Raw genomic sequence first — 24004 nt, forward strand, 5'->3', positions numbered from 1 at the left:
GTGTCTTTTTATTTTAACACGCGTCCCCCCCCCGCGCCCCCGTCGGGGCCCCCCGGCGCGGCCGCGCCGGGGGGGCCCGCCACCGCCGCCGCGGCGGTGACCACGGACGAGACGCCGCCCGGCGGGCGGACGAGACGCACGCGCCGGACGCCGCCGCGCTGGGTGCGCTGGACCCTCGCCGGGGTGACCGCGGCCGTGGCGTGCCTCGTCTTCGGGGTCAGCACCGCCACCACGGAGCTCGGCTTCGGGCCCCACGAGGCCGTCTACTCGGTGACCAACGACAGCCTGGTCGTGGTCGACCTCGGCCCGCTGGGCACGCTGGAGATCGACTCGCCCCTCCCGCTCGGGCTGGGCGTGGACGTGGTGGTCAAGGAGATCCCCGCCGACCTGACCACGGTGGGTGCGGCCAACACCCTCACGGCACTGAGCCAGGACCTCGAGAGCTACCTGCAGTTCTTCTCCAGCCCGGACGTCGCCGTGCGCAGCGTCGCCCTGGCGCTGGTGGAGAACGCCCTGTGGCGCTCGCTGGGCGCCGCCGCGGTGGTGGTCGCGGTGGGGTTCGCCGTGCGCTGGCTGCTGGGGTCCGGGCGACGACGTGAGCTCGCCGACGCGATGGCCCCCCGGACGGGGGAGATCACCGCGGGGGTGGTGGTCGTGGCCCTCGTCGTGACGACGGTGACGTCCGGTGCCGTCGGCAGCACCGCCCAGGGGCAGCCCGCCTCGCCGGTCTTCGCCGGGACGGCGCTCGAGGGCGCGCGGATCACCGGGCGCCTCGCCGGCGTCATCGACACCTACGGCGGGCAGCTCGTCAAGCTGTACGAGGACAACGAGGAGTTCTACGCGAGCGCGGACGACGACCTGTCGGCCGCGTGGGACGCGCGGCTCGCCTCCGAGGCGGCCGCGTCCGCGACCGCGGCCGGCACCCAGTTCGCGTCCCCGGGTCCTGCCGAGCCCACCGTGCCGGCCGTCCCGCCCCGCGCCTTGCCGAGCGGCGGCCCGGAGGACGAGCCGGTCACCTTCGTCGTCATCTCCGACCTGCACTGCAACACGGGGATGACGCCGCTGATCCGCACGACGATCGAACGCTCCGGAGCCGACGTCGTGCTCAACGCGGGCGACACCACCATGAACGGCACGTCGGTGGAGAAGGTCTGCGTCGACTCGTTCGCCTCGGCCGTCCCGCGCGGGGTGCCGATGGTGGTGTCGGACGGCAACCACGACTCGCAGGTCACGTCCGACCAGGAGGCGGCGCACGGCCAGAAGATCCTCGACGGCCAGGTGGTCGACGTCGAGGGGGTCCGCATCCTCGGGGACCGGGACGCGCTCGAGACGCGCGTCGGCGTCGGCACGAACGTCGCGCGCGAGCGGACGCCGGAGCAGCAGGCGGCGGACCTCGCCGCGACCGCGTGCGAGGACCGCGACGGCGTCGACCTGCTGCTGATCCACACGCCGTCCGTGGGCCTCGACGCCCTCGAGACGGGGTGCGTGCCGTTCCAGGTGTCCGGGCACACGCACAGCAGGTCCGGGCCGGAGCAGGTGGGGCAGGGCGTCCGGTACGTCAACGGCTCCACCGCCGGCGCGGCGCCCAACCAGCCGACCGTCGGGCCGCTGCACGGCACGGCCGAGATGACGGTGCTGCGGTTCGACCCCGCGACGCGGCGGATGCTCGACGTGCAGGTCGTGAGCGTCACGCCCGACGGCGCGGCGACGGTGGGCGAGCGCGAGCCGGTGCCCGACGTCGTGCCGCCGGCCGACGAGGCGTCGGGGCCGTAGGGGCGGTCGCCCGGATAGGCTCGGACCGTGCCCGAACCCACCACGCCAGGCCCCACCACGCCGCCGCAGGCCGTCGACCCGGACGAGCTCACCCCCGTCGCCCAGGACTACCTCAAGGCGGTCTGGTCGGCGCAGGAGTGGTCGGACGAGAAGGTCACGACGGGGCTGCTGGCGGACCGGTTGGGCGTGGGCCCGTCCACCGTCTCCGAGACGGTGCGCCGCCTGACGACGCAGGGTCTGCTGGGCCACGAGCCGTACGGCGGGGTTTGGCTCACGGAGCTGGGCCGGCGCTACGCGCTCGTGATGGTGCGGCGGCACCGGCTGCTGGAGACGTGGTTGGTGCGCGACCTCGGGTACGCGTGGGACGAGGTGCACGACGAGGCCGAGGTGCTGGAGCACGCCGTGTCCGACCGGCTCGTCGAGCGGATCTCCGCGCGGCTCGGCCACCCGGAGCGCGACCCGCACGGCGACCCGATCCCGTTCGCCGACGGGCGGGTGGTGCGCCCCGAGGCGGTGCCGCTGGTGGACCTCGAGGCCGGGGCCGGGGGAGTGGTCGCCCGGATCTCCGACGCCGATCCCGAGGCGCTGCGGTACCTGGCCGACCTCGGCATCGACCTGGACCTGCCGGTGCGGCTGACGTCCCGGCGGGAGTTCGCTGGGACCGTCGGCGTGACGTGGGAGGCGGACGGGCGCGAGGTCGGCGTGGATCTCGGGCTGCTGGCGGCCTCGCGCATCTGGGTCGTGCGCGCGTAGGCTGACCCGGTTCCCCGACGACGTGAGCGCTTGGACGGCGCACCGCCGTCGACGCCTCGTCTCGAAACGATTCGAGCGCCTTGGTGCGCGATCCGATCCCGAGGAGAGGCGAGTGACCTCGACGACCACGCCCGCGAGCGACGCCACGGCCCGCACCGGCCGCACACCCCGCCCCGAGCACGTCGGGGCCGCGCTGTTCGCGCTCGCCGTCGGCGGGTTCACGATCGGCACCACCGAGTTCGCCACGATGGGCCTGCTGCCGCAGATCGGCGCGGACCTGGGCGTCAGCGACCCGGTGGTGGGCCATGCGATCACCGCGTACGCCGTCGGCGTCGTGGTCGGCGCGCCGCTGCTGACCGTCGCGGCCGCGCGGATGTCCCGCAAGCGGCTGCTGCTGTGCCTCATGGGCTTCTACACGGTGGCGAACGTGCTGTCGGCGGCCGCGCCCGGTATCGAGAGCCTGGTCGTCGGGCGGTTCCTCGCCGGCCTGCCGCACGGCGCCTTCTTCGGCGTCGGGGCCGCGGTCGGCGCCGCGGTGGCGGGGCCGGGCCGGCGCGGCCACGCCGTGTCGATGATGATGACCGGCCTGACGGTCGCGAACGTCGTCGGGGTCCCGCTGTCGACGGCGGTGGGGCAGAACCTCGGCTGGCGCGCCGCGTTCGTCGTCATCGGGGTGCTCGGAGCCGTGACCCTCCTCGGCATCTGGCGCTTCGTGCCCGAGCGGGGACCCGTGGACTCCAGCGTCCGGAAGGAGCTGGGCACGCTGCGCAACGGTCCGCTGTGGATCTCGTTCGCCGCGGGTGCGATCGGCTTCGGCGGCCTGTTCGCCGTCTACACGTACGTCGCACCGACCGTCACCAAGGTCGCGGGGATGTCCGAGAGCGCCGTGCCCTGGGTGCTCGCCGTCTTCGGGGTCGGCATGACCGTCGGCACGCTGCTCGGCGGCAGGCTGGTGGACCGGAACGTGCTGCGCACCGTGGTCGGCGGGTTCGTCGCCACGGCCCTGTCGCTGGTCCTGTTCGCGCTGGTCGGGACGTCGCCCGTGCCCGCCGTCGTCGGGCTCTTCCTGCTGGCCGTCACGTCCCAGACCCTCGGCCTGGCGATGCAGACCAGGCTCATGGACCTCTCGCCGCGCGCGCAGTCCCTCGGTGCGGCCCTGTGCCACTCCGCCCTCAACATCGGCAACGCGAGCGGCGCCTTCTTCGGCGGGCTCGTCATCGCCGCGGGCTACGGGTACCTCGCGCCCGCGTGGGTCGGCGTCGTGCTCACTCTCGTGGGCCTGGCGATGGTGCTGGCCTTCGGCCGGCAGCGCGTGGCGCACGCGGGCTGACCTGGCGCCGAGGGTCCCGGCGGGGCTTCGCCGACGTCGTCGGGCCGGGCCCCCAGGAACGTGCGGTACGGTCGCGCCCGTGAGCCCGAGCGTGCGCGACGAGACCCACGACATCCCCGACGACGCGGCGGGGGAGGGCGTGCCCGCGACACCCGCGCGCGGCCTGACCGCCCGCGCGTACGGCGTGCTGCTGACCGTGCTGGGCGGGATCGGCTTCGGTGCGGCGTCGTGGCTGGCGATCGAGGAGTACCTCAAGCTGCTCGACCCGAACCGGGTGACGAGCTGCAGCTTCAACGTCTTCCTCGACTGCGGCGTCGCGATGATGTCCTGGCAGGGCACGCTGCTCGGCTTCCCGAACCCCTACATCGGGGTCGCGGCGTTCCCCGTGGTGATCACCACGGGCGTGGTGCTGCTCGCGGGGGCGCGGCTGCCGCGGTGGTACCACCGGTCGCTGCTCGCGGTGACGGTGCTCGCCCAGCTGCTGATCTTCTTCCTCATGTGGTCGAGCTTCTACGCGCTGGTGCGGCTGTGCCCGGCCTGCATGGTGGTGTGGACCATCGTGTGGCCGCTGCTGTGGTTCCAGGTGGTGCACGCCGTGCAGGAGGGCCACCTGCCGGCGAGCGACGGGTTGCGCCGCGCCGTCGTGCGCAACCGCGGCCTGGTCCTGATCATCGGGTACGTCGTCGCGGTCGGCTGGCTGCTGCTGGCCGTCGGTGGGCCGCTGGTCGAGTCCTTCGGGGTGTGAATATCCGGCCGGGTCGTGCGGTCCCGGCCGTTAGACTCGCCGGGTGAGCACGCCCGACACCGCACCCGCCCGATCCGAGGCTCCGACCGAGCCCACCCACCGCTACACGCCCGCCCTCGCCCAGCAGATCGAGGAGCGCTGGCAGGACCTGTGGGAGGAGCGCGGCACCTTCTGGGCGGCGAACCCGAACGGTGCGCTCACGGACGGCGACGGCCGGAACGCCGCAGGCCAGCCGTTCTTCATCATGGACATGTTCCCGTACCCCTCCGGGGCGGGGCTGCACGTCGGGCACCCGCTGGGCTACATCGCCACGGACGTCGTGGGCCGGTTCCGCATGATGTGCGGCGACAACGTGCTGCACGCGCTGGGCTACGACGCGTTCGGCCTGCCCGCCGAGCAGTACGCGGTGCAGACGGGACAGCACCCGCGCACCACCACCGAGCAGAACATCGTCACCATGAAGCGTCAGCTGCGCCGCATGGGCCTGGCGCACGACTCGCGTCGCACGTTCGCCACGATCGACCCCGAGTACGTGCGCTGGACGCAGTGGATCTTCCTGCAGATCTTCGACTCCTGGTACGACGCCGAGGCCGACGGCGGAAAGGGCCGTGCGCGACGCATCTCCGAGCTGGAGGCCGAGTACGCCTCGGGAGAGCGCACGCTGGCCGACGGCAGGTCGTGGGACGCGTTGTCCGACGACGAGCGGCGCGATGTGCTGGACGCGCAGCGGCTGGCCTACGTCGACGAGTCGCCCGTGAACTGGGCGCCCGGCCTGGGCACGGTCCTGGCCAACGAGGAGGTCACGTCCGACGGCCGTTCCGAGCGCGGCAACATGCCCGTCTTCCAGAAGTCCCTGCGGCAGTGGAAGATGCGGATCACGGCCTACGCCGACCGCCTGACCGACGACCTGGAGCTCATCGACTGGCCGGAGAAGGTCAAGTCGATGCAGCGCAACTGGATCGGCCGTTCCACGGGCGCGAACGTCCGGTTCGACGTCGTCGGCACCAGCGACTACGACGCGGCCGGCGCGGGCGCGCAGGTCGAGGTGTTCACCACCCGCCCGGACACGCTGTTCGGCGCGACGTTCATGGTCGTGGCGCCCGAGCACCCGCTGCTGGACGAGGTCCCCGCGTCCTGGCCCGACGGCACCCGCGACGTCTGGACCGGCGGGCACGCGACGCCCGTCGAGGCCGTGGCCGCCTACCGCCGCGAGGCCGCCGCGAAGACCGCCGTCGAGCGGCAGGCCGACGCGGGCAAGAAGACCGGCGTCTTCACCGGCCACCTGGCCGTCAACCCCGTCAACGGCGCGACGGTCCCGGTGTTCACCGCCGACTACGTGCTGATGGGCTACGGCACGGGCGCGATCATGGCGGTGCCCGGCGGCGACCAGCGCGACTTCGACTTCGCGGAGGCGTTCGAGCTGCCCGTGATCCGCACGGTCGAGCCCGCCGGCGGCCTGCCCGAGGACTTCGCCGGCGCGTACACGGGCGACGGCGTCGCGGTGAACTCCTCGAACGACGAGATCAGCCTGGACGGGCTCGGCGTGGCCGAGGCCAAGGAGAAGATCACCGCGTGGCTGAGCGCCCGCGGCGTCGGCGAGGGGACGACCACGTACCGCCTGCGCGACTGGCTGTTCAGCCGGCAGCGCTACTGGGGCGAGCCGTTCCCGATCCTGTGGGACTCCAACGACCGCCCGGTCGCGATCCCGGCCGACATGCTGCCCGTCGACCTGCCCGACGTGCCCGACTACGCGCCGCGCACCTTCGAGCCCGACGACGCGGACTCCTCGCCCGAGGCCCCGCTGGGCCGTAACGACGAGTGGGTGCACGTCACCCTGGACCTGGGCGACGGGCCGAAGACCTACCGCCGCGACACCAACACCATGCCCAACTGGGCCGGGTCGTGCTGGTACTACCTGCGCTACCTGGACCCGACCGACTCGACCGACGGCCCCGCCAAGGGCACCGCAGTCGTCGACCCGGAGCTCGAGTCGTACTGGATGGGCCCGCGCCACAACGCGACGTCCGGCCCGGCCGGCGGCGTCGACCTCTACGTCGGCGGCGTCGAGCACGCGGTGCTGCACCTGCTGTACGCGCGGTTCTGGCACAAGGTGCTGCTGGACCTGGGCTACGTGTCGTCGCTGGAGCCGTTCGGCAAGCTGTTCAACCAGGGGTACATCCAGGCCTACGCCTACACCGACTCCCGCGGCGCCTACGTGCCCGCCGGCGAGGTCGAGGGCGACGAGCAGACCGGCTTCACGTACCGGGGCGAGCCCGTGAACCGTGAGTACGGGAAGATGGGCAAGTCCCTGAAGAACGTCGTCACGCCGGACGAGATGTACGAGCAGTACGGCGCCGACACGTTCCGCGTGTACGAGATGTCGATGGGCCCGCTGGACCTGTCGCGCCCGTGGGAGACGCGCGCCGTCGTCGGGTCGCAGCGCTTCCTGCAGCGGCTGTGGCGCAACGTCGTGGACGAGGAGACGGGCGCGCTCGTCGCGACCGACGACGAGCCCGACACCGCCACGCTGCGGGCGATGCACCGTGCGATCGCGGACGTGCGCGTCGAGATGGAGCACATGCGGCCCAACACGGCGATCGCGAAGCTCATCACGTACAACAACCACCTCACGTCCCTGGAGCGGGTGCCGCGCGCGGCGGTCGAGCCGCTGGTGCTCATGGTCGCGCCGATCGCCCCGCACATCGCGGAGGAGCTGTGGCAGCGGCTCGGGCACGACGGCTCGCTGGCGCGCGAGCCGTTCCCGACCGCCGACGAGCAGTACCTGGTCGAGGACACCGTGACGTGCGTCGTGCAGGTCAAGGGCAAGGTGCGCGGGCGTCTCGAGGTGGCACCGTCCATCTCGGACGCCGACCTGGAGGCCGCCGCCCTGGCGGAGCCGAACGTGGTCCGCGCCATCGACGGTGCGACGGTGCGCAAGGTGATCGTGCGCGCGCCGAAGCTCGTCAACATCGTCGTCTGAGTTGGCGACCGTCCGCCTCGAGGGCGCCCTGGCACGCAGCCAGGGCGCCTTCGGCACGCCCTCCCTCGCCCTCCTGCACCGCAAGGAGGGGCCGCTGGTCGTCGCCCTGCTGTCGCTGATCTTCACGCCCGGCCGCGCCACCGTGCCGACCGAGCAGATGCACGTGGAGGTCGAGGACCTGCTCGCCGAGGCGCGCGCCGCCGGCCACGACGTGCCCGACGACGCCGCCCGCGCGCTCTGCTCGCGCTGGGTGGCGGGCCGCTGGCTGGTGCGCGCGCTCGACGACGACGGCGTCGAGCAGTACCAGGTGAGCTCGCACGCGGCGGAGGCGCTCGCGTTCGTCGACCGGACGCAGGGGGCGCGCGCCCTGGTCAGCGAGTCGCGCATCCGCACGCTGCTCGTGGCCCTGGACGGGCTCGCGCGCGATGCCCGACCCGACCGGGAGTCGCAGCAGCGGGCGCTGCGGGAGCAGGTCGCCCGCGCGCGCGACGAGATCGCCGTGGCCGAGGCCGAGCTGGCCCGCCTCGACGCGGGCGGGCCCGTCGTGCAGGCGCCCACCGACCGGCTGGTCGAGCAGTTCGACAACGTGGCCGCGCTGGTCCGGGAGCTGCCCGCCGACTTCGCCCGCGTGGCCGAGTCGATCGCGGAGCTGCAACGCAGCATCGTCACGGGCCTGCGCCAGGACGAGCGCCCGACCGGTGAGGTGCTGGGCGCCTACCTGGAGGCCTCCGATTCGCTCATGCAGCGCACGCCCGAGGGGCGCGCCTTCTCCGGGGCGATGGAGCTGCTGCGCGACCCGCAGCTGCTCGGCCAGGTCGACGAGCGGGTCCGGGCGGTGCTGGCGCACCCGTTCGCCGCGGACCTGCCCGCGGACCGCCGTGAGTCCGTGCGGGCCCTGTACTCCCAGCTGCTCGCCGCCGTCGACGGCGTGCTCGACGCGCAGGCGCGCGCGTCGCGGACCATCACGCAGCAGCTCACCGTGCACAACCCGCTGCGCGACCGCGAGCTGGACGCCGCGCTGCGCGAGGCGACCGCGGCGATGGCGGAGTGGTTCCCGACGTCGGGCCGGGCGGCGCGCGTGGAGCCGCTGCGCTGGCTCGAGCGGGCGCGTCTCGGCCGGTTCCGGGCGCAGCTGCACGACCTGCGCCCCGACACGCCGCCCGACGCGCTGGCCGACCTCGACGACCCCGGCCACGACGCCGCGGGCGCGCCGGGGGAGGTGCTGGGAGGCCTGCGCGGCATGGGCGGCCCGCGCTACGAGGAGACCGTCGCCCATGCGGCGCGGGTGCTGCGCGAGCGCGGCGGGGCCACGGCCGACGAGGTGTTCGCGGCCGGCCCGGCCGAGCTGCGTCGGCCCGTGGAGCTGCTGGGCTACCTCGAGCTGGCAGCGCCGGACGCGCTCGACGAGGCGCTCGGCGGCGACGGCGGCATGGGTGACGTGCCCGCGGCACGGTTGCGCCGCGTGACGGCCGTGCGCGCCGACGGCAGCACGCGCGACCTGGTCGTGCCGCTCGTGGGCCTCACGGCTCCCGGCGACGCGCCCGACGACGAGGAGGACGCATGACCGACACGACGACCGAGCGGGCTCCCGAGCCGGCGACCGAGCCGGTGGTGGGCGGGGCCGCGTTCGTCGAGGTGCCCGCGCTGGCCGACGACGACGCGTCGCTGTTCGCGGGCGACACGGGCGTGCTGCCGTACGAGGCGCGCCGCGCGCTCGCGCTGGTGCTGCAGCGGCGCTACCTGTCCGCGGCGGCGCACCCGGCGGAGTGGAAGGCGCTGCTGGCGCACCAGAACGTGCTCGCCTCGCGCTGCCACGACCTGTTCGTGGAGCTCGTCGTCGACCGCGACTACGAGATCGCCTACAAGCGGCAGGTCCGCGAGGCGGGGCTGAGCATCCCCGTGCTCCTCAAGGACGAGCCGTACAAGCGGGTCGAGACGCTGCTCATGCTGTTCGCGCGCAACCGCTTCCGGCAGGAGCAGGGCGCGGGCGAGCGCGCCGCGCACGTGGACGCCGAGGAGCTCGTGGACTACGCGCTCGGGTTCCTCGCCGCGGACGAGACCAACCTGGCCGCGCGCCGGCGCGAGGTCGACAACGCGGTCGCGACGCTCGTGCGCGAGCACGTGCTGGACGAGGTCGCCGAGGGCCGCTACCGCGTGCAGCCCGTCGTGGAGATCCTGCTCCCCGTGGAGCGGCTGCGGGAGCTGACGTCGTGGCTGCGCGACCCGGCGGTCGAGCCCGTCGAGACCACGGAGGACGAGACCGACGCGGTCGACGAGGACGAGGAGGCCCGCGCGTGACGATCACGAGCGACGCGGCGGAGCAGGTCGCCCCACCCCGGATGCAGCAGTCGCTGTTCGGGCTCATCCCGACGGCGTCGGACGGGCGGCAGTGGACGGCGCGCTCCATGCAGCTGGTGAGCTGGGGCGGCTACCACGGGTACCACGAGGTGCGGTTCGCGGGCACGACGACGCTGCTCACGGGCGCGTCCGGGTCCGGCAAGTCGACCCTGCTCGACGCGTACATCGCCCTGATGATGAGCCACACGACGCCGTTCAACGGCGCGTCGAACACGGCCACGAGCGGGCGCGCGCGCGGGCAGGAGCAGCGCAACGTCGTCTCCTACGCGCGCGGCAAGCTCGACGAGGAGCGCACGGCGGGGTCCGCGCGGGCCAAGGACCGCGTGCTGCGCGGCGAGACGTCGGACACCTGGTCGGCGATCGCGATGACGTGGTCCTCGCAGGCGGGCGAGCGGTTCACGGCGCTGCGGGCCTGGTACGTGCCCCGCGGGGCACAGCGCGCCGACGAGACGGTCGCGGTGCGCGCCGTCGTCGACGCGGACTTCAGCCTGCGGGACCTCGAGCCGCTCGCGGCCCAGCGGTTCGGCAAGGCCGGGCTCACCGCGGCCGGGCTGGCGTCGTTCGACACGGACAAGGCGTTCGCCACCCGCCTGCACGCCGCGCTCGGCATCGGCGCCGCGGGCGACGGCGAGAAGGCCATGCAGCTGCTCGGGCGGATCCAGGCCGGCCAGCAGATCACCACCGTGGACTCGCTCTACAAGGCGATGGTGCTGGAGGAGCCCGAGACGATCCGGGTGGCCGAGCGCGCCGTCGAGCACTTCGACGAGCTCAGCGAGGTGCGCGCCGAGATGGACACGGCGCAGCGGCAGGTGGACGTGCTGCGACCGATGCTGGAGCACCGGGTCGCGATCGACGACGCCGCGGCGCGGCGCGGTCTCGTGGACGCGCTCGGACCCGACGGCGGCGCCGGTGGAACCGGACCCGGCACCGAGTCGGCCCGGACCACGCCGTTCACCGCCTGGCGCGACCGCACCCAGCTCGACCTGCTGCGGGCCGGCGAGGCGGAGAACCGGGCCCAGCACAAGGCCGCGGCCGAGCGGGTCGCCGTCGCCGAGGAGCGGCTCACCGCCGCCCAGGGCGAGCTGGAGCAGGTGCGCGCCGACCAGCGCCGCAACGGCGGCGACGCCATCGAGGCCGCGGAGCGCGACCTGCGCACCGCCGAGCAGCGGCTGGCCGAGGCCCGGCGCGCCCGCGCCGAGCTCGAGGGCCACCTGGCACCGCTGGAGCGGGACGCGGGGACGCGGCGCGAGCTCGAGGCCCTGCACGCCGACGCCCGCCGGTACCTGGACGAGCGCGACACCCACACCGACGCGCTGTCCGAGTCCGTCGTCGAGGCCGCCGCGCGCGAGAAGGAGGCGATGCGGTCCCTGGCCGAGCTGGAACGGGAGGAAGCGTCGCTCAAGGCGCGGCGCGGCAACGTGCCGCGCGAGCTGCACGAGGCGCGCGAGGCGCTGGCGCGGGCCGCGGGCCTGCGCCCTGACGACCTGCCGTTCGTGGGCGAGCTGCTCGAGGTGCGCGGCGAGTACGAGCCCTGGCGCGACGCCATCGGGCTCGCCCTCGGGGGCTTCGCCGTCACCGTGCTGGTCGACGAGGCGCGCCTCGACGCGTTCCGGTCCGCGATCGACGCCGTCCGCTCGCCCGTCCGCGTGCGCTTCGAGGGCGTCGCCACCGGGCTCGCGCTGTACGAGGAGGCCGACCGGGCGCTGCTCCCGGGGCGGCTCGAGGTCAAGGCCGGGCCCTTCGGCGGCTGGCTCGCCGGCCGCCTGGCGGAGCGGTTCGCCTACGTCTGCGTGGACGACCCCACCGAGCTGGCCCGGCACGACCTGGCGCTCTCGCGGTCGGGCCAGACGTCGGAGGGCCGGCGGGGTGCGCACGGCGGACAGGGCCGGGCGTCGGCGCTGGGCTTCAGCAACCACCGGCGGCTCGAGCAGCTCGCCGAGCAGATCGCGGGCGCGCACCAGGAGCTGCGGCAGGCCTCCGAGGCGCTCGCGGGCGCCCGGCTGCGGCAGAAGGGCGAGGCCGACCACTTCGTCGCGTACAGCCACGCGCTGCGGGCCACCTGGGACGACGTGGACGTGCGCGGCGCCGAGGAGCGGCTCGCCGAGCGGCGGGACCGGCTCGAGGCGCTCGTCGCCGGCTCGGACGTGCTGCGCGCGCTCAAGGCGGACGAGGACGCCCTGCGCGCCCGCGTCGACGAGCTCTACCGGGAGCGGGCCGCCGCGCAGCAGCGTGTCACCGAGCTCGGCGCCGCGTGGGAGCAGCTCAGCGACCAGGTGGACCAGGTCGCGGACGCGGTCGACCTTGCCGACGAGGAGGGGGTCGAGCTCACCGGCGAGCAGGAGCTCTGGCTGGCCGAGCTCATGGCGCAGGTCGGCTGGTCCGGAGTGGCGGGCGCGTCGGGCAGCGGCCTCGCGGACCTCACCACGGCCGTGGCCGCCGTCGTGCGCGAGCTGCACCACGCGCGGGACGCCGCCGAGGAGGCGGAGCGCGCGGCGCGTGCGGCCCTCGCGGCCCTGTTCGAGCGGTTCAACGACACCTGGCCCGACCCGAACCGCAGCGCCGACCCCGACGGCGCGTACGCCGACTTCCTGCGGATCTACGAGGACCTGGAGTACCAGCAGCTGTACCGGCTGCGCGACCGGTGGTCGGCGCACCTGCGGCAGATGTCGGGCGACCAGCTCACCCGGCTGAACAACGGCATCGCGCAGGCCGTCGCGGAGATCCGCGACCGCATGGAGCCGGTCAACGCGATCCTCGCGACGCTGCCGTTCCGCGACGACGCCCACCGGCTGCGCATCACCGCCACCCCGGTCGAGGCCTCGGACGTCGTCTCGTTCCGGCGCCGGCTGCGCGAGCTCGCCACCACGCCGGCGGGCGACGTCCCGCTCGCCGAGCACGAGCGCCGGTACGAGAGGATGCGCCGGCTGATCGACCGCATCCGTCCGGACAGCCCCGAGCGGCGGCGCCTCGTGGACGTGCGCGACCACGTGCGGGTCAGCGCCGAGTGCGTGGACCTCGAGGGCAACCACGTGAGCGTCTACGACCACATCGCCGGCAAGTCCGGCGGCGAGTCGCAGGAGCTCGTGGCGTTCATCGTCGGCGCGGCCCTGCGCTACCAGCTCGGCGACGCCGGGGCGGAGCGCCCCCGGTACGCACCCGTCTTCCTCGACGAGGCCTTCATCAAGGCCGACGCCCGGTTCGCCGGCCGTGCCGTCGGCGCGTGGCGCGGGCTGGGATTCCAGCTCGTCGTGGGCGCGCCGCTCGACAAGGTCAGCGCGCTGGAGCCGCACGCCGACGTCGTGCTGCAGGCCATCAAGGACGCGACCGGCAGGTCGCGGCTGGTGACGCTCGTGGGGGAATGACCGGCGTTCCGCGCCGGGCCGCGCCGGGGGAGCGACGCGTGTGTACTGTCGTGACGTGACCGAGACCACGCCTCTGATCACCAGCCCGGAACCGACCGTCGAGGGGTTCGTCCGCGAGTACCTGCACGAGCTGAACTTCAGCCAGGGCACGATCCTGGAGCGGGCGACGGACAACGACCGTTACCTCGCGCTCGCGCGCACGGTGCGGCACTACCTGATGTCCCGGTGGATGCAGACCACGGTGAGCCAGTACCGCACGCAGGCGAAGGCGGTGGCCTACCTGTCGGCGGAGTACCTCCTGGGCCGGCAGCTCGACAACGCGCTCATCGCGACGGGGCTGGAGGAGGTCGCCGCGGAGGCGCTCGCCAGCCTGGGGCTCGACCTCGACGAGCTGCGGGAGGTCGAGGTCGAACCGGGGCTCGGCAACGGCGGGCTCGGCCGGCTGGCGGCCTGCTTCGTCGACTCCCTGGCGACGATGAGCGTGCCCGCGATCGGGTACGGCATCCGGTACGAGTACGGCATCTTCCGGCAGACGTTCGCTGACGGCCGCCAGGTCGAGGAGCCGGACACCTGGCTCGACAACGGCGACCCGTGGGAGTTCGCGCACCCCGAGCACGAGGTCACCGTCGGCTTCGGCGGGCACACGGAGAAGTTCACCGACGACGACGGCCGCGAGCGCTCACGCTGGGTGCCGGGCTGGCAGGTGCTCGGCGTCCCCTACAACTCGATGGTGCCGGGCTACCGGAACGGCCGCGTGAACACGCTCCGGCTGTGGAGCGCGCGGGCCACGCACGCGTTCGACCTCAAGATCTTCAACTACGGCGACTACGCCGAGGCCGTGCGGTCCCAGACGTTCGCCGAGAACATCTCGAAGGTGCTGTACCCCGAGGACTCCACGCCGCAGGGCAAGGAGCTGCGGCTGCAGCAGCAGTACTTCTTCGTCGCCTGCTCGATCCGCGACTTCCTCGACCAGCTCCTGCCGCCGGGCTTCGACCTGCACGACCTGCCCGACCGCATCGTCTTCCAGCTCAACGACACGCACCCCGTCATCGCGATCCCGGAGCTGATGCGGATCCTCGTGGACGAGCGCGGCTTCGAGTGGGACGACGCGTGGCAGGTGACGCAGCGCTGCTTCGCCTACACGTGCCACACGTTGCTGCCGGAGGCGCTGGAGGTCTGGCCGGTCGAGCTGGTGGGGCGGCTGCTGCCCCGGCACCTGGAGATCATCTACCGCATCAACGACGAGTTCCTCGCCCAGGTGCGCGAGCGCTCGGGCGGGAACGAGCTGCTGGTGCGGCGCATGTCGATCATCGCGGAGCACCCCGAACGGTCGGTGCGGATGGCGTTCCTCGCGACGGTCGGCGGTTCCCGGGTGAACGGCGTCGCGGAGCTGCACTCGCAGCTGCTGCGCGACAAGGTGCTCGCCGACTTCGCCGACTTCTGGCCGGAGAAGTTCACCAACGTCACCAACGGCGTGACCCCGCGCCGGTTCGTGAAGCTGGCGAACCCGGGCCTGTCGGGCCTGATCACGGAGGCGATCGGCGACGGCTGGGTCACCGACCTCGACCGGTTGCGCGAGCTCGAGCCGTTCGCCGACGACGCCGAGTTCCGGCGCCGGTTCCGCGAGGTGAAGGCCGCGAACAAGGACCGGCTGGTCTCCTTCCTGGCCGCGCGCGACGGCATCGCGATCGACCCGGCCACGATGCTCGACGTCATGGTCAAGCGCCTGCACGAGTACAAGCGCCAGCTGCTCAAGCTGCTGCACGTCGTGACGCTCTACGACCGCATCACGTCCGGGGAGCTCGCGACCGCCGACGTCACGCCGCGCACCGTCGTCTTCGGCGCGAAGGCCGCCCCCGGGTACGTGATGGCGAAGGAGATCATCGCGCTGATCAACCACGTGGGCGCCGTGGTCGCCGCGCACCCCGACGTGTCCCGGGTGCTGCGGATCGCGTTCCCGGCGAACTACAACGTCACGGTCGCGGAGACGCTGATCCCGGCCGCCGACCTGTCGGAGCAGATCTCCCTGGCGGGCAAGGAGGCGTCCGGCACGGGCAACATGAAGTTCGCGCTCAACGGCGCGCTCACCATCGGCACCGACGACGGCGCGAACGTCGAGATCCGTCGGCTCGTGGGCGACGAGAACTTCTTCCTGTTCGGGCTCACGGAGCCCGAGGCGAGCGCCGTCGCCGAGGCGGGCTACCGGCCCTCGACGTACTACGAGGAGAACCCGTCGCTGCGCCGGGCGCTCGATCTCGTGGCGCGCGGCACGTTCTCCGGCGGTGACGCGTCGGTCTTCGAACCGATCGTGTCCAACCTGCTCACCGAGGACCGCTTCATGGTGCTCGCGGACTACCAGGCGTACCTCGACGCGCAGGATCGGGTGGAACGGGCCTATGCGGACCCGGACGCCTGGAGCCGGTCGGCCGTGCTCAACGTGGCGCGCTCGGGCTTCTTCTCCTCGGACCGGTCGGTGCGCGACTACCTCGACCGCATCTGGCACGCCGCGCCGATGACGGCCGACTGACCGGCCGGCTGACGTCGCCGCCGCGCTCAGCGGCGGCGACGCGTGCCGAAGACGGTGCGGGTGATCTCCCGGGCCAGGGTCGTGCCGACGGTGGCGAGGATGGCGTCCATCGGGCTGCGGGCGCGCGACGTCGAGCCCGACCGCGAGGCCTTCTGCGCCTTCCGGGCGTCGGCGTCCGCCTCCTTGCGCGCCTGCGCCGCCTCCTTCTCCAGCTCGGCGGCGCGCTCGGTCGCCTCGCGGGTGGCGGCGTCCTGCGCGGCGCGGGTCTGCAGCAGCTCGTACGCGGACTCGCGGTCGACGGCGGCCCCGTAGCGCGCCTGGCCGGGTGACGCCGCGACGGCGGCGTCGAGCACCTGCTGCGGCGCCGGGTCCATGGACGCCTGCGGCGCGCGCACCCGGGTCCAGGCGACCGGGGTGGGCGCGCCCTTCTCGTCGAGGAGCGTGACGACGGCCTCGCCGGTGCCGAGCGACTGCAGCAGCCGCTCGAGGTCGTACGGCGAGGTGGGGAAGGTGCGGGCCGCCGCGCGCAGGGCCTTCGCGTCGTCGGGCGTGAAGGCGCGCAGCGCGTGCTGGACGCGGTTGCCGAGCTGGGCGAGGACGTCGGCCGGCACGTCCTTGGGCGACTGGGTGACGAAGAAGACGCCCACGCCCTTGCTGCGGATGAGCCGCACCGTCTGGACGACCTGCTGGAGGAAGTCCTTGGAGGCGCCCGTGAACAGCAGGTGCGCCTCGTCGAAGAAGAACACGAGCCGCGGCTTGTCGGGGTCGCCCACCTCGGGCAGCTCCTGGAACAGCTCCGCGAGCAGCCACATGAGGAACGTCGAGAACAGGGCGGGCCGGTCCTGCACGCCGGGCAGCTCGAGGGCGGAGATCAGACCGCGCCCGTCCGGGGACGTGCGCAGCAGGTCGGCGGTCTCGAACGCCGGCTCGCCGAAGAAGACGTCGCCACCCTGCGCCTGCAGCCCCACGATCTCGCGCAGGATGACGCCGGCGGTCGCGGCCGAGACGCCGCCGATGCCCTTGAGCTCCTGCTTGCCCTCGTCGGAGGTGAGGTACGCGATGGTGGCCTGCAGGTCCTTGAGGTCGAGCAGCGCGAGCTGCTGCGTGTCGGCCCAGTGGAAGATCAGCTCCAGGCTGGAGGACTGCGTCGCGTTGAGGCCGAGCACCTTGCTCAGCAGCAGCGGGCCGAAGTCGGTGACGGTCGTGCGGATCGGCACGCCGGTGCCCAGGCCGCCGAGCGAGTAGAACTCGACGGGGTACGACGTCGGCGTCCACTGCTGCCCGATGCTCGCCGCGCGCTCGGCGACCTTCGGGTTGTCCGGGCCCTTGACGGCCAGCCCGGACAGGTCGCCCTTGATGTCGGCGAGGAACACCGGGACGCCCTGGGCCGACAGGCCCTCCGCCATGCCCTGGAGGGTCTTCGTCTTGCCGGTGCCCGTGGCGCCAGCGACGAGCCCGTGGCGGTTCAGCGTCGCGAGCGGGAAGCCGACCTGCACGGTGGCGTCGGGCTCCGGGTCGCCGCCGAGCGGGCCGGACAGCAGAGCTCCGAGCGGCAGCGTCGGGGCGTCGGAGGCGTAGCCCGCGCGCACCTCGTCGGCGTACGTCGGCGGTGCGGCCCCGGTGTCCTCCGGCGGCGAGGTCCCGTCGGCAGCGGGCACGACGTCGGGCGGTCCGGCGGCCTGTGGCTCGTCCCTGCTCGCGGCCTCCGCCGCCTCGAGCGCCGCCTGGGCGGCCGCCGCCTTGGCCTCCGCCGCCTCGGCGGCGGCCTGCGCGGCGGCGGCTCGCAGCGCGGCGAGGTCGGCGTCGTCGGTGGGCGGTGTCCCCTCGGCCATGGCCCGCACGCTAGCGCGGTGCGGGGCCAGGTGCGCGACGAGCAGGCGGACGAGGTTGAGAACCGTTCTCACATCTGTTTCACTACTCGGGCACATGGGAATCGTTCTCATGTGGCTCCTTCGTGCTGCCCCGACCTGGAGAGAGACCCATGCCTGCCCTCACCCGCACCACCCGCGCCGGCCGGCGCCGACAGTCCGCCGCGGGCCTCCTCGCCCTCGTGGTCCCCCTCGCGCTGGCGAGCTGCGCGTCCGCGGACCCCGCCGACGGCGCCGCGTCGGCGGAGTCCTCCGCCGAGCCCTCCAGCGCGGAGACCGCGCAGGCCACCGAGGCCGCCGCCGCGACCGCCCGCGTCGCGCTCACCTACGACGGCGGCGTCGTCGTCCTCGACGCGCAGACGCTGGAGCAGGTCGCCGACCTGCCGCTCGAGGGCTTCACCCGCCTCAACCCGGCCGGCGACGGCCGTCACCTGCTCGCCTCCACCACCGGCGGCTTCCGCGCCCTGGACCTCGGCGCGTGGGCGGAGGCGCACGGCGACCACCACCACTACTGGACGTCCGAGCCGCGCCTCACCGACGTCACCTATGCCGCGCAGGAGCCCGGCCACGTCGTCGTGCACGGCGGCCGCACCGTGCTGTTCGACGACGGCACGGGGCAGGTACGCGTGCTCGACCCCGCCCACGTCGCCGAGGGCGAGGCCCCCGTCCGCGAGCTGACGACGCCGTCGGCGCACCACGGCGTCGCGGTCGAGCTCGGGGACGACTCGCTCCTCGTCACCGAGGGCACCGAGGAGTCGCGCTCCGGCGTGCGCGTCCTGGACGCCGACGACGAGGAGATCGCGGCGAGCGACGACTGCCCGGGCGTGCACGGCGAGGCGGTCGCGGCCGACGAGGCCGTCGTCGTGGGCTGCGAGGACGGCGTCCTCGTCTACGCGGACGGCGAGCTCACCAAGGTGCAGGCACCTGACGCCTACGGACGCATCGGCAACCAGGCCGGCTCCGAGGAGTCGCCCGTCGTGCTCGGCGACTACAAGACGGACCCCGACGCGGAGCTGGAGCGGCCCACGCGCGTCTCGCTCGTCGACACGCGTAGCGGGGACCTGTCGCTGGTCGACCTGCCCTCGAGCTACACGTTCCGTTCCCTGGCCCGCGGCGACGACGGCGAGGCGCTCGTGCTGGGCACCGACGGCTCGCTGCACGTCATCGACCCGGAGAGCGGGAAGCTCACGACTTCGATCCCGGTGATCGACGCCTGGGAGGAGCCTGCCGAGTGGCAGGAGCCGCGCCCCGCGGTGCTCGCCCTCGACGGGTCCGTGTACGTCACCGACCCGGCGACGAAGTCCGTGCACGCGGTGGACGTGGAGTCCGGCGAGGTCTGGAAGTCCGCCCAGCTGGACGTCGCGCCGAACGAGATCTCCGGGGTCTCGGGCGACGCGGAGGCGAGCGCCACCGACGAGCACGACCACGAGGCGCACGACGGTGAGGCGCACGACCACGAGTGACGACCGATGCCGCCCGGGCGGTCCGGGCGGCGTCGGTAGACTCCCCGCCGATGCCCATGGAATCTCCGGCCGTCCGCGTCGTCACCGACTCGACCGCCTGCCTGCCCGCCGTCGCCGACGGTGCCGTCGCGCCCGTCGTCGTCCCGCTCCGTGTCGTGGCGGGGGAGGAGTCGTGGCGGGAGGGCGTCGACATCACGCCCGAGGAGGTGGCCGCGCGCATCGCGGCGGGCGAACGGCTGAGCACGTCGCAGCCCGCACCTGCCGAGTTCGGCGTCGTCTACCGCGACCTCGCCGCGGCCGGTGCGCGGGCCGTCGTCGGCGTGCACCTGTCGGGGGCTCTGTCCGGCACCGTCGAGGTCGCCGCGAGCGCCGGGCACCGCGCCATGATCCCCGTGCGGGCGGTCGACTCCCGGACCGTCGCGATGGCCCTCGGGTTCGCGGCGCTGGAGGCGGCGCGGTGCGCCGCCGCAGGGGGCGACGCCGCGGCCGTCGCGGCCCGCGCGCGGCAGGTCGCTGAGTCGAGCACGACCGTGTTCCTCGTGGACTCGCTCGACCACCTGCGCCGCGGTGGGCGGCTGTCCGCCCCGGCTGCCGCGCTCGGCACGGCCCTCGGCGTGCGGCCCATCCTCGGCATGCGCGACGGAGCGATCGAGATGACGCAGCGCGTCCGGACGCGTCGGGCGGCGACCGACCGGCTGGTCGAGGTCGCGGTGCGGCGCGCCGAGACGTGCGAGCGGCCGGGCGTGGCCGTGCACCACCTCGGCGTCCCCGAGCGGGCCGGCGAGCTCGCGGCCCGGCTCGCCGCGGAGACCGGGGCCGAGCCGTTCGTGACGCCCGTGAGCGCGGTGCTCGGCGCGCACGTCGGCCCGGGCGCTCTCGCCGTCGTCGTGGCCGAGCTGGGCGGACGTCCGGACGACGTCGTGCGCTGAGGAGCCTGCCCCCAGGAGCGCGCCGTCCACAGGTGGCCTCGTGCGACACCCGTCGGGGCGGCGGCGACCCTAGCGTCGCGGCGTGACCACCACGCTGCCTCCCGACCACGGCGGAGCGGACGCCCCGCCACCGGCCACCTTCCCGCCGTCGGACGCCGGCGTGCCGCCTCGGCCCCGCACGCCGGCGGAGGGCGACGACCGGCCGGGCAGCTCCGGACCGGAGCCGGACCGGGCCCTCGGCGAGGCCGCCGCTCGGTTGCGGGCCTGGCACGCCCTGCGCGAGGACGCAGGTGGCCCGCCGGGTCGTGACCCCGGTCGTGGTCCCGGTCGTGAACCCGGTCGTGACCACCAGGAGCGTCCCGACGGCGGACCCCCGGTCGGCCCGCCGCCGTGGGCCGCGCCGGTCGAGGATGACGAGCTCGCCGACCGCCTGCGTGCCCGCCGGTCGGCGCAGCACGTCGCCGCCGCGTACACGGCGGCGCACGGGCACCCCGTCGACGGGCACGACGACGGCGGCGGCGCGCGACGCTGGTCGATCGGGCTGCGGGCGGCGGTCGTGGCCTCCGTCGCCATCCTGCTCGTGGCCGTCGTCGTCGCGGTGGTCGCGTCCGCACGGCCCGACGACGTCATCACCCTCGCCGACGCGAGCGCGTCGTCCGGGGTCCCCACCGGTCCGTCGTCGGCGTCCGCCGGCCCGTCCACGGCCGCGGACGCGGCAGTCTCGGCCGACAGCGGCGCGGGAGACCCTCCCGCCGGGACGCCCGGGACGCCCGGGGCGACGCCGGCGCCGGGCACCGTGGTGGTGCACGTCGTGGGCGAGGTGCGCGAGCCCGGGCTGGTCACGGTCCCGTCGGGCGCCCGCGTGGCGGACGCCGTGGCCGCGGCCGGCGGCACGACCCGGCGCGCCGACGCCGCGGCCCTCAACCTGGCGCGGGCGGTCGTCGACGGCGAGCAGATCCGTGTGCCGAGGCCGGGGGAGCAGCTCCCGGCGTCCGCTGGGGCGGCGGACGAGAGCGGCGGGGACGGGCCGGGAGGCGGGTCGGACGCCGCGGCGGGCGGCGCCGTGAACCTCAACTCCGCGGGAGCGGCGGAGCTCGAGGCGCTGCCCGGCATCGGCCCCGCCCTGGCCGGGCGGATCGTCGCGTGGCGCGACGAGAACGGGCCGTTCACCAGCGTCGACGAGCTCGACGAGGTGTCCGGGATCGGCCCGTCGGTCCTCGGGCAGGTCCGTGACCTGGTCACGCTGTGACGGGCCCGTCCGACTCCCACGGTTCGGATGCCGGCCCGTGGGGGCGGGCGCGATCGGTCGTCGACCCGGGGGACCGACGGGCGGTCGCCACGCCGCCGGTCCGGCGCACGGACCTGCGCCTGGTGCCCGCCGGCCTGGTGGCCTGGGTGGCGGCCTGGGCACTCACCGGTCCGGTCCAGGGCTGGGCCGGCGTGGTGGCCGTCGGTGCGGTGCTCGTCTGCGTCGGCGCGGGGACGGTGGCCCTCCTGGTGTCGCGGTGGTCGCGCCGCTCCCGCCCGCGACGCCGCCCGCGGCCGGAGCTGCCGGAGACGGTCCGGGTGGGCGCGGCACGGCCCACGGCCAGGCACGTCGTCGTGGCGCTGGCGTGCCTGGCGGCCGTGGCGCTCGGGGTGCACGCCCAGGCGGCACGGCAGGCGCCGCTGCGGTCGCTGGCCGGACAGGGTGCGCAGGCCGAGCTGGTCGGTCGCGTCGTGTCGGAGCCGCGGCCGGCCGTCTTCGGCGACGGCGAGCGTTGGCAGGTGGCCGCGCGGCAGGTGACGGCGCGCGGTGTCGCGTCGTCCACCGCCGGGCTCGTCGAGGTCACGGCGGCCGGTGCGGCGCCGCGCTACGGGGCGACGGTCTCCGTCTCCGGGGTGCTGCGCCCGGTCGACGCGGGCGACGGCCCGCTGGCCAGGCTGACGGCGGCGGGACCGGTGGCCGAGCGCGCGCCGCCGACGGCCCTGCTGCGCGCGACGCACACGATGCGGTCGGCGCTGCTCGAGGTCACCGAGTCCCTGGACGCTCAGGCACGCGGGCTGGTGCCGGGCGTCGCCGTCGGCGACACGAGCCGCGTGCCCGAGGCCGTCGACGAAGCGATGCGGGTCACGAGCCTCACCCATGTCACCGCGGTGTCCGGGGGCCACTTCGCGATCGTGGTGGCCGCGCTCACCGCCCTGTGCGCGCTGGCGCGGGCCCCCCGCGCGCTGCGCGTCGGCGTGGTCGCGATCGCCGCGACGGGCTTCGTCCTGCTCGTCCGGCCCGAGCCCAGCGTGCTCCGGGCCGCGTGGACGTGCGCCGCCGCGCTGCTCGCGCTGGCGCTGGGTCGGCCGTCCGCGGGCGCCCCGGCCCTCGCCGCGGCGGCGACCGTGCTGCTCGTCGTCGACCCGTGGCTCGCGCGGTCCTACGGCTTCGTCCTGTCGTGCGCGGCGACCGCGGGCCTCGTGCTCCTGGCGGGCCCGATCGCCCGCCGGCTCGCGCCGTGGACCGGACGTCCGCTCGCGTTCGCGCTCGCAGTCCCGTGGGCCGCGCAGGCCGCCTGCGGGCCGGCGCTGCTCCTGCTCGACCCGCACGTGCCGCTGATGTCGGTGCCGGCGAACCTGCTCGCGACCCCCGCACTGGTGCCGGCCACCGTGCTCGGGCTCGTGGCCACGCTGCTCGCCCCGTGGGCGCCGGGAGCGGCCCTGCCCGTCGCGTGGCTGGCGGGTCTCGCGACGGGGTGGATCGCCTCTGTGGCCCAGACCTTCGCCAGCGTGCCGGGCGCCCGCCTGCCCTGGCCCGCCGGGCCGCTCGGGGTGCTGGCGCTGACGCTGCTCACGGTCGCGGTCCTCGCGCTCGTCCTGCGCCGGTCGCCCGGCGAGGGCTGGCGACGGGAGTGGCGCGAAGCCGCACCACGCGCCGTGCGCCGGGTGCGGCGACAGGTCCGGCGGACGACGCTGCGGCACGGCCGCGTGCGGACGGCCACGGTGGCGGGTCTGGCCGGCGTCCTGCTGCTGGCGGTCCTCGTGGTCGCCGTGCCCCGGCTCGCCGGGGCGGGCCACGCGGTCCCGGACGACTGGCAGGTGGCCGCCTGCGACGTCGGGCAGGGCGACTCGCTCGCGGTGCGCACGGGTCCGTCGTCCGCGGTCGTGGTGGACGTCGGCCCCGACGGCGCGGCGGCCGGCCGCTGCCTCGACCGGCTGGGCGTCACGACCGTGGACCTGCTCGTCCTCAGCCACTTCCACGCCGACCACGTGGGCGGGCTCGCCGCCGTGCTGCGGGGGCGCTCGGTCACGGCCGCGCTGGTCTCGCCGCTCGACGAACCGGCGGGCCAGGCGGCGGCCGTGCGGTCCGCGCTCGCGGCGGCGGGGGTGCCCGTCCGTGCGGCGGCCGTCGGGGACGTGGGCTCGGCGGGCTCGGCGACCTGGCAGGTGCTGGCGGCCGCGGGCGGGGCGCGTTCCGCCGGGTCGGGCGGCGGGGACGAGGGCGACGGTGCGAACGACGCCAGCGTGGCCCTCGAGCTGCGCACCGCCGCCGGGCTCGACGTCGTCGCGCTCGGCGACCTCGAGGAGCCGGGCCAGGAAGCCCTCGCCGCCGACCTCGCCGCCACGGGGCGGGCGGCCGACGTCGACGTCGTGAAGATGGCCCACCACGGGTCGCGGTCCCAGTCCGCGGCGCTCGCCCGGCACCTCTCGCCCCGCGTCACGCTCGTGAGCGTCGGCGCCGACAACACCTACGGGCACCCGACCGACGACGCGCTCGCCCTCTACGCGTCCGAGGGGTCCGCGCTGGTCCGGACCGACGAGTGCGGCACCGCGGCGCTCGTCGGCCGGGACGACGGGATCGGCCTCGCGTGCGGCTAGCGTGCCCGCCGCGACGACCCGGTCCGCTCGAGCGAGGGGGGGAAAGCACGGGTGGGCGGGAGAGTCGGCG

At 74.9% G+C, this 24004-nt stretch carries 14 protein-coding genes; 13 read left to right on the forward strand and 1 reads right to left on the reverse strand.

Annotated features, from left to right (window positions below; genetic code table 11):
- Positions 1-183 precede the first annotated feature (183 nt).
- The 9 genes from ACFQ80_RS10320 to ACFQ80_RS10360 all read left to right on the forward strand — a co-directional run bounded on the left by ACFQ80_RS10320 (position 184) and on the right by ACFQ80_RS10360 (position 15828).
- The gene (locus tag ACFQ80_RS10320; RefSeq protein WP_430563593.1) at positions 184-1773 is read left to right on the forward strand and encodes a metallophosphoesterase family protein; all 1590 of its coding nucleotides are present in this window, start codon (positions 184-186) and stop codon (positions 1771-1773) included.
- A 27-nt stretch (positions 1774-1800) separates the two neighbouring features.
- Positions 1801-2526 (forward strand): metal-dependent transcriptional regulator, encoded by a 726-nt coding sequence (locus tag ACFQ80_RS10325; RefSeq protein ID WP_430550106.1) that lies wholly within the window; start codon positions 1801-1803, stop codon positions 2524-2526.
- Between the two features lie 112 nt (positions 2527-2638).
- The gene (locus ACFQ80_RS10330) at positions 2639-3856 is read left to right on the forward strand and encodes an MFS transporter (RefSeq protein ID WP_430563594.1); all 1218 of its coding nucleotides are present in this window, start codon (positions 2639-2641) and stop codon (positions 3854-3856) included.
- A gap of 79 nt (positions 3857-3935) precedes the next feature.
- The gene (locus ACFQ80_RS10335) at positions 3936-4601 is read left to right on the forward strand and encodes a vitamin K epoxide reductase family protein (protein ID WP_430563595.1); all 666 of its coding nucleotides are present in this window, start codon (positions 3936-3938) and stop codon (positions 4599-4601) included.
- A 43-nt stretch (positions 4602-4644) separates the two neighbouring features.
- Positions 4645-7581, forward strand: a complete 2937-nt coding sequence (gene leuS, locus ACFQ80_RS10340) for a leucine--tRNA ligase (RefSeq protein WP_430563596.1) — start codon at positions 4645-4647, stop codon at positions 7579-7581.
- Between the two features lies 1 nt (position 7582).
- A complete protein-coding gene (locus ACFQ80_RS10345) occupies positions 7583-9145 on the forward strand; it encodes a DUF3375 domain-containing protein (protein WP_430550102.1) in 1563 nt (520 codons plus the stop codon).
- The gene (locus ACFQ80_RS10350; protein WP_430550101.1) at positions 9142-9879 is read left to right on the forward strand and encodes a DUF4194 domain-containing protein; all 738 of its coding nucleotides are present in this window, start codon (positions 9142-9144) and stop codon (positions 9877-9879) included. Before ACFQ80_RS10345 ends, ACFQ80_RS10350 begins: the two co-directional genes overlap by 4 nt.
- Positions 9876-13301: an ATP-binding protein gene (locus ACFQ80_RS10355; RefSeq protein ID WP_430563597.1), complete on the forward strand. Its 3426-nt coding sequence runs from the start codon at positions 9876-9878 to the stop codon at positions 13299-13301. Before ACFQ80_RS10350 ends, ACFQ80_RS10355 begins: the two co-directional genes overlap by 4 nt.
- A 55-nt stretch (positions 13302-13356) precedes the next feature.
- Positions 13357-15828 carry a glycogen/starch/alpha-glucan phosphorylase gene (locus ACFQ80_RS10360; RefSeq protein WP_430563598.1) on the forward strand — a complete coding sequence of 824 codons (2472 nt, stop codon included), beginning with the start codon at positions 13357-13359 and terminating at the stop codon, positions 15826-15828.
- A gap of 26 nt (positions 15829-15854) precedes the next feature.
- On the opposite strand, the gene ACFQ80_RS10365 is transcribed toward ACFQ80_RS10360, so the two are convergent.
- Positions 15855-17660 (reverse strand): helicase HerA-like domain-containing protein, encoded by a 1806-nt coding sequence (locus ACFQ80_RS10365; protein WP_430563599.1) that lies wholly within the window; start codon positions 17658-17660, stop codon positions 15855-15857.
- 149 nt (positions 17661-17809) lie between these two features.
- Between ACFQ80_RS10365 and aztD the strand changes: the two genes are divergently transcribed.
- The 4 genes from aztD to ACFQ80_RS10385 all read left to right on the forward strand — a co-directional run bounded on the left by aztD (position 17810) and on the right by ACFQ80_RS10385 (position 23934).
- A complete protein-coding gene (aztD, locus tag ACFQ80_RS10370) occupies positions 17810-19159 on the forward strand; it encodes a zinc metallochaperone AztD (protein ID WP_430563600.1) in 1350 nt (449 codons plus the stop codon).
- A gap of 50 nt (positions 19160-19209) precedes the next feature.
- Positions 19210-20088 (forward strand): DegV family protein, encoded by an 879-nt coding sequence (locus ACFQ80_RS10375; protein ID WP_430563601.1) that lies wholly within the window; start codon positions 19210-19212, stop codon positions 20086-20088.
- Positions 20089-20170: 82 nt separating this feature from the next.
- A complete protein-coding gene (locus ACFQ80_RS10380; RefSeq protein ID WP_430563602.1) occupies positions 20171-21337 on the forward strand; it encodes a ComEA family DNA-binding protein in 1167 nt (388 codons plus the stop codon).
- A 122-nt stretch (positions 21338-21459) separates the two neighbouring features.
- Entirely contained in the window at positions 21460-23934 is a 2475-nt protein-coding gene (locus tag ACFQ80_RS10385) for a ComEC/Rec2 family competence protein (RefSeq protein ID WP_430563603.1), read from the forward strand.
- Positions 23935-24004 lie beyond the last annotated feature (70 nt).

It is taken from the genome of Isoptericola sp. NPDC056578 (genome assembly GCF_042793275.1).
Classification (GTDB): Bacteria; Actinomycetota; Actinomycetes; order Actinomycetales; family Cellulomonadaceae; genus Isoptericola.